The following is a 14,357-nucleotide window of genomic DNA, read 5'->3' on the forward strand; positions in this document are numbered from 1 at the left end:
TGCCTGTATAATTGATTCATTTACTTAAACGGTCACTCTTTTGAGCCTGGGTCCCAAAGTACTTAAAACATCGTGGCTTACGGTGCCGATTTTAACCGCAACATCTTCAATATGGATCGTTTCTTTAAGGTCTGTTCCTACTAAGGTAACAATATCGCCTACCTGGACGTCGTCAACATTTGTTAGATCGATCATCATATGATCGAGACAAACTGAGCCAATTATTGGCACGCGGTGTCCCCGTACCAATGCTTCTCCTTGCTTTTGGGATAATTTCTCGGGAATACCGTCAGCAAATCCGATAGGGAGAACAGCAATTTTTTTATCTACATCCGTTGTATTGGCTTTATCGTAACCGATGGTATCTCCAGCTTGAACATCTTTAATGATAATTATTTTTGTACGGATAGACAGGACCGGTCGTAAAGGGAGCTGTAGTTTGGTTGTGTTGTAGTGGCTTCTTATTCCATAAATGAGAGTTCCAATTCTGGCGTAATCATACTGTAAATGCGGATAATTCAACATGCCGTAACTATTTTGAATATGGGTTTTAGGAAGTTCTATACCTGACATTTTTAACTGCTCCAATAGTTCATTAAAACGATGAACTTGTTTAAGAGTAAACTCGATATCGCTTGCATCTAGAGTGTCAGACCTCGAGAAATGACTATAGATTCCCTCAACCTTTAAGTTCTTCAAATTGAAAATAGCCTTAATATTTGGAACATCCCAATGTTTTTCACCTAGGCGGTTCATGCCGGTATCCACTTTTATGTGCACCCGAAATACTCCTCCCGAAGAGTTCAGCTCTTTAGCATAGGGGTAATCAATCACATTCTGAATCAAGTTCCATTCGGTTAATTTGAAGGATTCCTCAATAGGAGTAAAGCTTAATATGAGGATGTCATTTTGATAACCGGCTTTTCTGATTTCTATGGCTTCATATAATGTTGCTACTGCTACTGCACTCACGCCCAGCTTCTGCAGCTCCTTCGCAATTTCTTGGCTGCCATGCCCATAAGCATTAGCTTTTACTACGGCCATCAGCTCAGTATTTATAGGTAAATATTCTTTTATAATTTGGAGATTATATGCAAGATTACTTGTATTTAATTCAATCCAAGCACGATGTACCATAATATAAAAAGGAACCCCCAATCCTAGATTTAGCTGGATCTGAGATTATTATTGTTAATTTAGTTAAGTTCTATTACACATATTTTTGGGATTGTGAGTTTTTTGTATATAGAGTCATTATTAGATTAAGCAGCTGAGTTTTAATAAGTAGATGTTGAGGGGGGAGAATTAGAAATGAGTTTTAAATTATAACCCTATAATATTTTCTAGGGATAAACAATATGAACGTTTTGTTTACCGATTGTAAATGTATTGTAAATTTTATATTTCAATTTTGTAATAACATTTACATCCGTCCATGTATTATGAATAATTAGTGTCGATGGCATCGAAAGGATGGAACAAATTGATGGATTGGCAGACAATGATTTTCCAATTTCTTGGAGGTCTAGGTTTATTCTTATTTGCAATTAAATACATGGGGGACGGACTTCAAAAAGCAGCTGGAGACAGACTACGCGAAATTTTAGATAGATTTACAACAAACCCGGTTATGGGTGTGTTAGTGGGAATTATAGTGACGGTATTAATTCAATCGAGCTCAGGAACAATTGTTATTATTGTTGGTCTTGTAAGTGCTGGATTTATGACATTGCGTCAGGCGATTGGTGTTATTATGGGCGCCAATATTGGGACAACGGTCACGGCATTTATTATAGGCTTTGATGTGGGTGCTTATTCTTATCCAATTCTGGCACTAGGCGCTGTGCTATTATTCTTTTTTAAAAGTGATCGAATTCATAATATTGGGCAAATTCTTTTTGGTTTTGCAGGGCTTTTCATCGGTCTTGAAATGATGGGCAATGGAATGACGCCATTAAGAAATTGGGATGCGTTTGTTGATTTGACGGTTAGCTTCAGTGAACATCCAATATTGGGTGTAGTTGCAGGAACAGTCTTTACATTAATTGTACAATCTTCATCAGCAACTATAGGGATTTTACAAGGGCTTTATTCAGAAGGTTTGATTCCTCTAGGTGGGGCACTTCCCGTGTTATTTGGAGATAATATTGGGACAACCATTACTGCCGTTTTAGCATCATTAGCAGTTTCTGTAGCCGCGCGCCGTGCAGCAGCTGCCCATGTACTATTCAACATAATAGGTACAATCATTTTCATGATTTTCTTGCCGGTATTCATCAATTACATCGAATGGATAACTGGTGCACTAGGTCTTGAAGAAAAAATGCAAATAGCCTTCGCGCATGGTACCTTCAATGTCGTTAATACCCTGATTCAATTGCCGTTAATTGGATTATTAGTGGTTTTAGTAACAAAGTTAGTTCCCGGTGAGGATGCAATGGTTGAATACAGTGCGAAATACATAGATAAATCTCTAATCGGGCAATCTCCCTCCATTGCACTTGGACAAGCAAAAGAAGAAGTGGTTCGAATGGGGGAATTTGCTGTATACGGGCTTCAAGAGTCGATGGATTATTTATTGACAAGCGAAAATAAGCATGTGAATATGACCATCCAACTCGAGGAAGCCATTAATAATCTAGAACGGATAACAACAGATTATCTAGTTCAATTATCAAAAGAATCATTATCGGAGAATGATTCCAAGTTGCATCATTCACTATTTCAGAATATACGCGACATTGAAAGAGTAGGAGATCATTTCGAAAATCTGGTTGAGTTAATACAAGCGAGGGACTCTAACCGCGTTAAATTTAGTGAAGAAGCAACAGGGGAACTAAAGGAAATGTATGAACTCGTTTTAGACACGGTAAGCTTATCAGTGCTTGCATTAGACAAGCAAAGCAAGGATTTTGCCAGAGAAGTGTTGAGTAAAGAAGACCGTATAGATGAGTTGGAAAGAATTCTCCGTAAGCGCCATATTGTTCGTTTAAACAAAGGTGAATGTTCAGGACAAGCTGGCATCATTTTTGCAGATATTATTAGTAATTTAGAGCGTGTGGGCGATCATGCAGTAAACATTGCTGAAACAATTTTAAGGGAAAATCATCAAATAGCGTAATGGAAAAAATGTGCAAATTCTCGGGCTTGCACATTTTTTATTAATTTATGGAATATTATCCCCCTCGTTTTAAGAGAAAATGATTAAAGTATTTGCAGAAAATTACATTTTAAATTAAAATATTATGTACTGTGTGATTATTTTCCTATGATAGGGTGATTTTTGATGAGAGTATCAAGTTTCCTGTTGAATAATAGTAATTTCGAAGAGCGTAAGCGTATAATGCAACGGAAGGAAGCAAATGACGCTTACAAAAAGAATGCCCTATACACCCAAGCAAAAAAGAATCCGATGCTCAAGGTTCTTGAGGATCTATTATCTGGAAAAACGGAAAAAGAACTTTTTGAAAAAGACCAGGATTTAAATGAGGCAAGTGAAAATGTATTATCCCCATCACCTAAAATAAAGGAAGACCATTCCTTATTTACGGATTCACCTCGTGAAGATAAGGACAGAGAAACACTAACTTCTGAAATAGTGCTGCCTTCAGCTGCTGAACTGGCTAGTGATCATGATGAAAATATAAATCGAATTCCGCATGGACAGTTTGATTTCATTGTTTCTGAGTTGATGGCTAAACCGACAGACCGAGATAAGATATATAAAAGTTTAGAAGATATGGTTTTTGAAAAAACGTATACGAAAGCTGTTTCAAGTTATACTTACCAAATGCAGATGGCACAAAACGAATTTAGATTAGAACAATCATTGTTTTCTCTGACTGCATAATAAATCACTGAAATGTCCACCTCTAAAGATTGAACTGCTTTAGGTGGGCGTTTTTTATTTTCAAAATTCAAGTCTTCATTTACAACGGAATTCCATAAATTTGGTATGATTAGATTGGAAAACTTAGGGAGTTTAGGAGCAATGCTAGTGATGGCCAAACAAAAAGTGACGAAAACAAATGCTGTTCGTTTATTGGATCAACAAAAAATAGACTACAACATAATAGAATATTCAATTGAAGATAACCAAGTAGATGGCGTGGCGGTAGCACAAAAGATCGGTCACCCCGTTTCGCACGTCTTTAAAACATTAGTGGCTACGGCAGGTACCGGGAAATACTTTGTTTTTGTGATTCCAGTCTCACAAGAGCTAAATTTAAAAGCCTGTGCAAAGGTTGCAGGGGAAAAGAAAATCGAAATGCTGCATGTCAAAGACTTGCTGCCTACAACGGGTTATATTCGTGGGGGCTGTTCACCTATTGGCATGAAGAAGCGTTTCCCAACATTTATCGACGCATCGGCTCTGGCATTAGAATATATAGTGGTTAGCGCTGGTAAAATTGGGATGCAAATTGTGCTAAACCCGAATGATTTAATTCGTGTAACGTATGGTAATTTTGAAAAGTTGACTGTATGATAGTAAAGGTTTATGAGGGTAGATCATCTGTCATTGGATTGACAATGAATCAACTAAACTTTTATGCATTTTTAGAAAGAAGGCTTTGAATTGAGGAAAGAATTAATATGGAAATGGCTGTTCTTCTTTGTCGGATTAGCAGTGATGTCACTGGGAGTTTCCATGGTTATAAAGGGAAAAGCACTGGGGACAGGGTCCTGGGATGTGCTGCATATTGCACTATTTGAAAATGTCGGATTAACGATTGGTTCGTGGTCTGTTATAACTGGGTTTGTAATCGTAGGATCAACATCCCTTCTTTTAAAAGAATGGCCAAAGCTTGCTACATGGCTCAATATGATTTTATGTGGACCTTTTATCGACTTTTACAGCTGGATATTGCCTGATTCTACAGGGATATTTTTTGATGTATTTTATTTCTTAATGGGTATTCTCGTTTTGGGTGTGGGCTGTGGGTTGTATATTTCACCAAGACTTGGTGCAGGACCTCGTGATACATTGATGATGATTTTTGCTAAAAAGTTTAGGGGCTCCATAGGAAGAGCTCGTTTAGCTATGGAAGCCCTGATCGCCTTGATTGGTGGGTTGCTTGGCGGCCCTATTGGTGCAGGTACACTCATTATCGCTTTATGCACAGGTTACGTAGTGCAAATGTCTCTGCCGTTTTTTGAAAAAATGCTTGCAAAAAAACTGGATAACAAAGATCAAGATAAAGACTTTTCACATAAAAATCTCGCAAAAGAATTATAATTTGCGAGGTTTTTATTTTTTAAAATTCGGCTCCCGACTTTTCAGAGAATTCACACATATCGAAAAAACGATTGATTATGCTAAAATTTATTTAACTATGATGCAAAGGGAGATGAATCCATGTCTAAAATTTTAGATACATTCCTAAATGAAAACCTGGAAGTTTTACGTGATCAAGGACTATACAATGAAATTGATGCAGTTGAAGGGGCTAACGGTCCGGTTATTCAAGTAAACGGGAAGAAATTAGTCAATCTATCATCCAATAACTATTTAGGTTTAGCTACGAATGAAGAATTAAAACAAGTAGCAAAAGATGCAATCGATAAATATGGTGTGGGTGCGGGAGCGGTTCGTACAATTAACGGGACGATGGATCTGCATGTGAAATTGGAAGAAAAGCTGGCGGAATTCAAAGGGACGGAAGCTGCCATCTCCTATCAATCTGGCTTTAACTGTAACATGGCTGCTATTTCAGCTGTAATGGATAAGAATGATGCAATTCTATCGGATCAATTAAACCATGCATCGATCATTGATGGCTGCCGTTTATCCAAAGCGAAAATTATCGCTTATAATCACTCGGATATGGATGACCTTCGTGCTAAAGCAAAGGAAGCAACGGAATCAGGTTTATATAACAAAATAATGGTCATTACGGATGGCGTCTTCTCAATGGATGGAGATATTGCGAAATTGCCGGAAATCGTGGAAATCGCAAAAGAATTCGACCTAATTACTTATGTAGACGATGCTCACGGTTCCGGTGTAACGGGTAAAGGAAAAGGAACAGTAAAGCATTTTGGTCTTGAAAAAGAAATCGACTTCCAAATCGGTACACTATCTAAGGCAATTGGGGTAGTAGGTGGCTATGTAGCTGGTAAGAAAAATTTAATCGACTGGCTAAAAGTTCGTTCACGTCCATTCTTATTCTCGACTGCCGTAACACCGGGTGACGTTGCAGCGATTACTCGTGCGGTTCAAATGATTATCGATTCGACGGAATTACACGATAAACTTTGGGAAAATGGCGATTATTTAAAAGCGGGCTTAAAAAAACTTGGATTTAACATCGGTGCGTCAGAAACACCAATCACTCCTTGTATTATTGGAGATGAAAAATTAACACAAGTTTTCTCCAAACGTCTGGTGGAAGAAGGCGTTTATGCAAAAGCAATCGTCTTCCCAACAGTACCAAAGGGAACAGGGCGTGTCCGCAACATGCCAACTGCATCCCACACTAAAGAAATGCTGGATGATGCTTTAGCTATCTACGAAAAAGTAGGCCGCGAACTAGGCGTAATCCAATAATACCTCCCAAACCGAATGCGAAATTTCCTCGCATTCGGTTTTTAGTATGAGTTCCAGGCACCTTTTTTAGGCTGTTGACATAAAAATAAGTTAACAAACCAATGGAAGGATGGCGTCTTTTTGAGCTCTACAGTAACGCACTTTTTCGGGCAAGCATTAACCGGTCAGGGGATAAAGCAGCTTTATAATGAAATTATGAGCGAAGCGAAAACCGTTTATCTATTAAAAGGAGCCCGTGGTTTTACAGTAGCTGAATGTTTAAGCAAGCTCGGTATACATTATAAGAGTAAAGGATTGGATATCGAATATTTCCACGACCCACTTTTCGAAGATTATATTGAAGCAGTTTTTGTAAAAGACCCGCACAATATTCTTTTCCTCGAAGCATCAAACCTTCTGATTGATCCAATCGCTTCACATGTGCAAGTAGTATCCTTAGAGGGTTGTCTGGATAAACAGAAAATTGTTGAAAGACAAGAAGATTTCCTGCACTTATCCAATAGGAAGGAAGATTCTTATCTCAAATGCTTTCAAGCTCTTTCAAATGCCCTGAAAATTCACGATGATTGGGAAGTAGAAACGCGACGGCATATGGACTGGAAGGGGCTGGACGCCAAAACGGATGAGTTAATGCAGAAAGTGTTTGGAGATAGGAAATTTGAAAAGAGCGGTCAAAAAACACATCGATTGCTGGGTACATTAACTCCAGGCGGTGCACGAGATACGGTTCAAAGCATTACGCAAAACCTTGAAAAAAGATTGTTTATCAAGGGATATCCAGGAACGGGGAAATCCTCCATGATGAAAAAGTTGGTTGACGTTGCATTGGAGCGGGGGTTTGATGCCCAACTAGTATGGTGCGGGCTCGATTCAAACTCTGTGGACATGGTGATATTACCAGAATTAAAGCTTTGTATATTTGATAGTACGGAACCCCATCAATACTTCCCGGAAAGAATAGGCGACGAAATCTTTGATATAGCGAGCCTTTGCCATCCAACAGAAGTAGAACAAGCGAACATTAAAGAAATCGTCTCGAACTATCGCTCCACGATGAATGATGCAATGGCTTATGCTGGCTTGTATGCGGAGGCAGAAAGAAAGGTACGCAAGCTGTTAGACGATGCGATTATCATTGAAAAATTCGAAGAAAAGACGGCTGATTTGTTTTGGGATATCTAGTATTTTTCAAGAGTTAACTTTTTATATAAAATGAGTCACGTTTGCATTAGTACTCTGATGAAACAAAATGTAATTAAATAAAGCAGTGAAAAAATGCTATTCATTCAGTGAAATGAGTAGCATTTTTATTTGAATATACTTTTAATATTGACAATTATAATTATTATGTGTAGTCTGATTAATCATACATATTTAGTTGGTATTAATGCTTTTATTATCTTTAGTTAGGAGAAGTATATGCTTGAGTTTCAAAATATTACAAAAATATATACATCCAAAAACAAACAAGTAGTCGGCGTTGATAATGTCTCCTTAAAAATTAATAAAGGTGATATTTTTGGAATAGTTGGCTATTCGGGAGCGGGAAAAAGTTCGTTGCTTCGTTGTGTCAATTTGCTGGAAAGACCGTCTAGCGGAAAAGTACTTGTCGATGGAGTTGATTTAACAAAACTTTCGAGTGGTGCTCTACGAACGGCAAGATTGAAAATTGGGATGATCTTTCAACACTTTTATCTAATTAGCCAAAAGACTGTTGGAGAAAATATCGCTTTTGCTTTGCGTGCAGCAAATACACCCAAAAATAAAATTAATGGACGTGTTAAAGAGCTGCTTGAAATGGTTGGTTTATCGGATAAAAAAGATGTGTTTCCAGCCCAGCTTAGTGGGGGGCAAAAACAACGTGTAGGAATTGCACGTGCACTTGCCAACAATCCATCAATTTTGCTATGTGATGAGGCAACTTCTGCACTTGATCCAAAGACAACGCTATCCATTTTAAAATTATTGAAACAAATTAATGAAAAGCTTGGTATTACCATTGTTTTGATTACACATGAAATGAATGTTGTAAAAGAAATATGCAATCGAATGGCGATAATGCAAGATGGAAAAGTGATTGAGGAAGGCGCTGTTTATGATATCTTCGCCCAACCGGTTAAGCCGTTAACCCAGGAATTTATTAATAGTGTTGTATCTTTTGAGATTCCCGATGAAATCTTGAAGGATGTAAAAGGACAAGTTCTAAAACTGTTATTTAAAGGTGATGTGGCTGGAGAGGGTGTTATTTCAGATACAATCCAGCAGTTTGATGTAAAAGGGAATTTCTTGCATGGCACAATTGAATATATTCAGGAACGGCCACTTGGGATTTTCATCATGGAGTTGCAAGGTGAAAAAACAGTAGTGAATGAAGCAAAAAATTATATGGAACAACGTGGGGCGATAGTGGAGGTGGTTAAACATGTTTGATTTTCCGTATTTCATAACCATGCTCCCTGATATTTGGAAAGCTTTTAAAGAAACGGTTGTAATGATTGGAATTGCACTATCCATCTCAATCATTATCGGTCTGCCACTAGGTGTACTGTTATTTGTTACAGATAAAGGCTTGTTTTGGGAAAATCGATTTGTGAAAAATATCTTTGGTTTTGCAGTAAATTTAGTCCGCTCGATTCCATTTATTATTTTGCTCGTTGCATTATTCCCGTTAACAAAAATACTGGTTGGGACAACAATCGGTCCCGTTGCGGCAAGTGTCTCGCTTTCGGTTGCTGCGATTCCTTATTTTGCAAGATTAGTAGAAGCATCATTACGAGACATTGATAAGGGTGTCATTGAGGCAACAATTGCTGTTGGCGCTACACCTTGGATGATTATCAAAGATGTATTGCTGCCGGAAGCAAAATCAACCATTATTCGAGGGATTACCCTGACGGTAATTAGTTTGGTCGCTTACTCTGCAATGGCAGGTACAATTGGCGGGGGCGGTATTGGGGATCTTGCAATTCGCTTTGGCTATTACCGTTATGATAATACAATTATGATTTCAACTGTTGTCATTTTAATAATCTTCGTACAATTGATCCAATTAATTGGCGAACAGTTTGCGAAATCACTAGACAAACGATAGGAGAGAAAAAAATGAAGAAGTATTTACTAACACTCCTGACACTAGCATTAGCTGTTGTATTAGCTGCTTGTTCGGGAAATGATGAGAAGGCTTCAGATTCATCAAAAGAAAGTGATGGTGCCGCAGAAGAAAGCAAAGAAATTAAATTAGGGGCAACTGCTGGTCCATATAGTGACATGCTTACAAAAGCAATCATTCCACAATTGGAGGAAAAAGGTTACACAGTTGAGTTAGTTGAATTTAGTGATTACGTTCAACCAAATAATGCATTAGATAATGGAGACATTGATGCAAACCTGTTCCAACATACAATTTACTTGGAAACTTTTGAAGAACAAAATAACATGGATTTAGAGGCTTTAATTACAGTACCAACAGCTCCAATGGGCTTCTTCTCAGAAAAATTTGCATCTGTGGAGGATATTGAAGATGGTGCAACGGTAGCAATTGCAAATGACCCATCAAATGCAGCACGTTCGCTGCTTACTTTACAAGGGCAAGGTTTAATCGAAATTGACCCTGAGGCGGATGAATTAACTGCTTCAGAAAAAGATGTCGTAACAAACGATAAAAACTTGGTTTTCCAACCAGTGGAAGCCGGCTCTTTACCACGTCAAATTGAAAACGCCGATCTTGTGGCGGTACCGGGCAACTTTGCTTTGGCAGCTGGCTTAAACCTAATGGATGCCGCTTTCCTGGAAGATATGAATGAAAACTACCGTAACGTTGTAGCGGTAAAATCAGAAAACAAAGACAGCCAACTTGCAAAAGATTTAATCGAAATCGTTGAATCAGCTGAATATGAAGAAATCATTGATTCAGATTTCCAAGGGTTCAGTAAACCTGAATGGATGGCAAATCGATAATAAAAAAAGCTTCCACAATTGTGGAAGCTTTTTCTTTTTAGAAACATGAAAGGCTGGAAAAGGTGCCTTGATGCAAGTCGTATCGCACTAAGAACCCTGATTTAATTTACTTCGTTATTGATGCAGCTTCACCTTTAAATAGCCCCAGTTTTTCAATGCGGCCAATAGCTTCTATTAAGCGATCTTCACTTACTAATAAGCCCACTCGAATGTAGCCTTCGCCAAACTCGCCAAAGCCATTTCCCGCAGCTACGGCGACATTTGCTTTATCTAACAGTAAATCTGCAAATTCTTCACTTGTATAGCTCCCGGGTACCTTTAACCAGGCAAAGAATGAGCCGTTTGGAGCTTTCACGTCCCAACCGATGCGATGAGCCTCTTTTATTAAAACATTACGTCTGCTTTCATAGATTGCCCGTTGTTCCTCCACACAATCCTGATCGTCATTTAAAGCCGCGACAGCTGCATGTTGAATGGCAGGGAAGACGCTGCAGAAAAGATGATCCTGAATTAAATTGATGGCTTCAATAATCTCAGCATTCCCCACAGCAAAGCCGATACGCCAGCCGGCCATATTATATGTTTTTGATAGGGTATAAAGCTCAACACCAACTTCTTTTGCTCCTTTTGCCTGAAGGAAGCTGACTGGTCGTTTCCCGTCAAACCCCAATGCGCCATAGGCAAAATCATGTACCACCGCTATGTCATTTTCTTTTGTAAACTGGACTGTATTTTCGAAAAACTCCAAAGTAGCAGTTCCGCCAGTAGGGTTGTTTGGATAATTTAAATACATTAACTTTGCCCGGTCCTTAACCGCATTCGATAATGCACCAAAATCAGGCAAGAATTCGTTTTCTTCAAGTAACGGCATTGTATCGAAGTGCACATCACCAAGCACAACGCCCGATAAATAATCAGGATACCCAGGGTCAGGAAGAAGCATTGTATCACCTGGATTTAAAATCGCCATCGGCAGTTCCACCAGACCAATCTTCGAACCTCCCATAATCGCAACTTCCGTATCTGGATCAATGTCCACGTTATACTCACGTTTGTAGAAGTCGGCGGCAGCTTCTTTTAATTCCTGGATACCGCGAAACGGTGAGTATTTATGTGTTTGTGGATTTGCAGCGGCTTCTTGCATTGCTTTTATGATATGTGGCGGTGTAGGGCGATCAGGGTTTCCTTGTCCCAAGTTAATCACATCGCGTCCCTCAGAAATTGCTGTATTTACCTTTTGAACTAGTGCTGCAAAGAATTGGGTAGGAAGTTTTTGAAGTTTGTTTGATAATTTCATGTTTATACCTCTTTTTCACTAAAGTTTATAGATTTACTTACCATTAGAATCGTGATAAGCCGAACACTATACTTTGAATAGATTTCAGAATATAATTACAATTGGATATGTAGGAATAATAGTACTTTTACGAGAAAATGTCTAGGGGGTCAGTGAAATGAAAATCGGATGTATTCAGATGAATGTAGGATTCGGTAAAGTGGATGAAAATTTCGAGCGTGCAGAACAATTAATTCGTGAAGCAGCAAGCAAAGGGGCAGAACTTGTTGTTTTACCGGAAATGTGGAATACAGGGTATGCACTTGAAAAGCTGGGAGAGTTAGCCGATAAGGATGGCGCTCGTTCTAAAGCATTCTTGCAGGGCTTATCCAGTGAACTGGGCATACATATTGTTGGAGGCTCCGTAGCAACAGAAAAAGACGAGAAATTCTACAATACGATGTATGTTTATAATAATGAAGGAAAGCTTGTTAGCGAGTATAGTAAGGTTCATTTATTCAGATTAATGAACGAAGACAAATTTTTGGAATCCGGCAATGCAATGAATCGCTTTGCTTTGGGTGAAGTGGAAGCTGGCGGCGTGATTTGCTATGATATTCGTTTCCCTGAATGGCTTCGAGCACATGCATTAGCTGGTGCAAACGTGTTGTTTGTTTCCGCCCAATGGCCAACACCCCGCATCGACCACTGGAAAACCTTACTGCAGGCCCGTGCTATCGAAAATCAATGCTTCGTGATTGCCGTTAACCGCATTTCACGGAAGGTCGAAAACTTCAACGGTCAATCCATGATTATCGAACCATGGGGTGAAGTAATTTGGACAGGTTCAGAAACTGAGGAACTAGCTATCGTTGATGTAGACTTCTCAAAAGTACAAGAGGTCCGCAGCCGAATCCCGGTTTACGATGATCGTCGTCCTACTCTTTATGCCGGTGTGGTAGAGAAATAAGGATGATTCCATTTTAGATGCATCAAAATCTGTAAACATACTAACATTTATAGCACAATCCTATATCTCGGGTTGTGTGCCAAAATGATTAGTATGTTTTTTTGTGCCCGCTGATTCAAATCCGAGCTTCTAATGGAGTTAGCAAATAAAAAAATGCTTAATTGTTTACCTTGGTTCGGGAGGTGGAATAGGTTAATACCAATCAAGGGGAACGGATTTGAATAGGAGATATATCGAAACTCCAGAGTGATGATGCACTATAATCTGTCTGGTCATTGGAGGGATGGGCATGGAAATGTATATGGGTGTAGCGATAAAATTTATAGTTGCCGTAGTTTGTATTGTAATTATCCTTCGGATCATAGGGCAAAAAGAATTATCACAAACGACACCGATCGACTTAATTTTTATAGTATTGCTAGTGGATATCGTGGGAGGGATGATTCATGAAAAAGATTTCAAATTTACCCATATCCTATTTATGGTAGCAGTTTGGGGATTATTAATATGGGGAGCCGAAAAACTGACCAAAAAGAAAACCTTCGAGCGCTTGATAGATGGCAAGCCTGAAATTATTATAGAAAACGGTTCCGTGAATTCGCAGTTAATGAAAAAAGAAAACCTGACCATGCAAGAGTTAAATACGCAACTGAGAAAAAAAGGAGTATTTAATATTGAGGAAGTAAGAGTAGGGATTCTTGAAATTGACGGCAGTATTTCAGTTGATGTGTCAAGGGAGGATTTTAAACAGTAATCAGTTTGAAGTCGTGGATAGAGTTGGATCAAATTTACAAAATCTTAAACTTATTTCCTGCAACAAATTAAATATTTCACATACAATAATTTCGACTCTCTGGGGCTGTAATGGCTTTGGGGAGTTTTGCTTTTATTGGGTTTGGAAAAATTATTAAGGATAAGTTTTGGATATTAAAATACATATTCTTGAATGAAGATAGTTTATAATATAGGGAAATACTGTTTTTGGAGGGAGAATAATGCCAACCCAAGCTCTAATCATCGTCGACATGAGCAACGATTTTGTTGCGGATAATGGCAGTTTGACAGCAGGAAAGCCGGCACAGGAGATTGTGGTTTATATTGTTGAGCAAGCGAATGTATTTTTGCATGATGATCAAATTGTTGTAGTAGCAATGGATGCCCACGAAGAAAACGATGACCATTTTAAATTGTGGCCGGCGCACAATGTGGTCGAGACAAAGGGACAGGAGCTTTATGGTGATTTATTCACTTGGTTTAAAGAAAATGAATCCAATCCCAATGTCATCTATCAACCGAAAACAAATTACAATGCGTTCTTCAAGACTGGGCTAGCTGAAAAATTAAAAGCATTAGGTGTTGAAAAAGTGCATGTTGTAGGCGTTTGTACAGACATTTGCGATTTCTTGACAGTGGCAGGAGCAGATGCGGAAGGATTTAAAACAGCGATTCATAGGCGCGGGGCTGCTACGTTCACGGATTTAGGAGATACATTTATTAATCATATGAAGACATGCTTTTTTACTGAAATTATTGAATAAACAATGCAAGGAGTTTTCTTGAGGCAAATGCGCTTCTCGAAAACTCTTTTTTATTTATTTGACAAAATT

14 protein-coding genes are annotated in these 14,357 nt (G+C 38.6%); 12 read left to right on the top strand and 2 right to left on the bottom strand.

Translation table 11 applies throughout. The features are described 5' to 3' along the window. Positions 1-24 precede the first annotated feature (24 nt). Complete coding sequence (gene vanT, locus QYB95_RS00595; RefSeq protein ID WP_301136131.1) at positions 25-1,137, bottom strand: serine racemase VanT catalytic subunit; 1,113 nt, start codon at positions 1,135-1,137, stop codon at positions 25-27. 349 nt (positions 1,138-1,486) lie between these two features. Between vanT and QYB95_RS00600 the strand changes: the two genes are divergently transcribed. From QYB95_RS00600 to QYB95_RS00640, 9 genes are all read left to right on the top strand, one after another. Beyond that, the gene (locus tag QYB95_RS00600; RefSeq protein ID WP_301136524.1) at positions 1,487-3,121 is read left to right on the top strand and encodes a Na/Pi cotransporter family protein; all 1,635 of its coding nucleotides are present in this window, start codon (positions 1,487-1,489) and stop codon (positions 3,119-3,121) included. A gap of 165 nt (positions 3,122-3,286) precedes the next feature. Next, positions 3,287-3,850, top strand: coding sequence for a hypothetical protein (locus QYB95_RS00605; RefSeq protein ID WP_301136132.1), 564 nt, complete (start codon positions 3,287-3,289; stop codon positions 3,848-3,850). 150 nt (positions 3,851-4,000) lie between these two features. Then, on the top strand, positions 4,001-4,486 hold the full coding sequence (gene ybaK / locus QYB95_RS00610; RefSeq protein ID WP_301136525.1) for a Cys-tRNA(Pro) deacylase: 486 nt from the start codon (positions 4,001-4,003) through the stop codon (positions 4,484-4,486). Positions 4,487-4,576: 90 nt separating this feature from the next. Further along, entirely contained in the window at positions 4,577-5,236 is a 660-nt protein-coding gene (locus QYB95_RS00615) for a YczE/YyaS/YitT family protein (protein WP_301136133.1), read from the top strand. 120 nt (positions 5,237-5,356) lie between these two features. Beyond that, positions 5,357-6,547: a glycine C-acetyltransferase gene (locus QYB95_RS00620; protein WP_301136134.1), complete on the top strand. Its 1,191-nt coding sequence runs from the start codon at positions 5,357-5,359 to the stop codon at positions 6,545-6,547. 120 nt (positions 6,548-6,667) lie between these two features. Further along, complete coding sequence (locus tag QYB95_RS00625; protein WP_301136135.1) at positions 6,668-7,729, top strand: nucleotide kinase; 1,062 nt, start codon at positions 6,668-6,670, stop codon at positions 7,727-7,729. Positions 7,730-7,966: 237 nt separating this feature from the next. Further along, positions 7,967-8,977, top strand: a complete 1,011-nt coding sequence (locus tag QYB95_RS00630) for a methionine ABC transporter ATP-binding protein (RefSeq protein ID WP_301136136.1) — start codon at positions 7,967-7,969, stop codon at positions 8,975-8,977. After that, positions 8,970-9,638 carry a methionine ABC transporter permease gene (locus tag QYB95_RS00635; protein WP_301136137.1) on the top strand — a complete coding sequence of 223 codons (669 nt, stop codon included), beginning with the start codon at positions 8,970-8,972 and terminating at the stop codon, positions 9,636-9,638. The genes QYB95_RS00630 and QYB95_RS00635 overlap by 8 nt, the downstream gene beginning before the upstream one ends. An 11-nt stretch (positions 9,639-9,649) precedes the next feature. Next, complete coding sequence (locus QYB95_RS00640; protein ID WP_301136138.1) at positions 9,650-10,504, top strand: MetQ/NlpA family ABC transporter substrate-binding protein; 855 nt, start codon at positions 9,650-9,652, stop codon at positions 10,502-10,504. A gap of 106 nt (positions 10,505-10,610) precedes the next feature. On the opposite strand, the gene QYB95_RS00645 is transcribed toward QYB95_RS00640, so the two are convergent. After that, positions 10,611-11,801 (bottom strand): pyridoxal phosphate-dependent aminotransferase, encoded by a 1,191-nt coding sequence (locus QYB95_RS00645; protein ID WP_301136139.1) that lies wholly within the window; start codon positions 11,799-11,801, stop codon positions 10,611-10,613. Between the two features lie 157 nt (positions 11,802-11,958). On the opposite strand from QYB95_RS00645, the gene QYB95_RS00650 reads away from it, so the two are divergent. The 3 genes from QYB95_RS00650 (at position 11,959) to QYB95_RS00660 (ending at position 14,288) form a co-directional block, all read left to right on the top strand. After that, positions 11,959-12,750: a carbon-nitrogen family hydrolase gene (locus QYB95_RS00650; protein WP_301136140.1), complete on the top strand. Its 792-nt coding sequence runs from the start codon at positions 11,959-11,961 to the stop codon at positions 12,748-12,750. A 289-nt stretch (positions 12,751-13,039) separates the two neighbouring features. Beyond that, complete coding sequence (locus QYB95_RS00655; RefSeq protein WP_301136141.1) at positions 13,040-13,504, top strand: DUF421 domain-containing protein; 465 nt, start codon at positions 13,040-13,042, stop codon at positions 13,502-13,504. A gap of 241 nt (positions 13,505-13,745) precedes the next feature. After that, positions 13,746-14,288 (top strand): cysteine hydrolase family protein, encoded by a 543-nt coding sequence (locus QYB95_RS00660; RefSeq protein WP_301136142.1) that lies wholly within the window; start codon positions 13,746-13,748, stop codon positions 14,286-14,288. Positions 14,289-14,357: the final 69 nt, after the last annotated feature.

The organism is Ureibacillus aquaedulcis, from assembly GCF_030418165.1.
GTDB classification, from domain to species: domain Bacteria; phylum Bacillota; class Bacilli; order Bacillales_A; family Planococcaceae; genus Ureibacillus; species Ureibacillus aquaedulcis.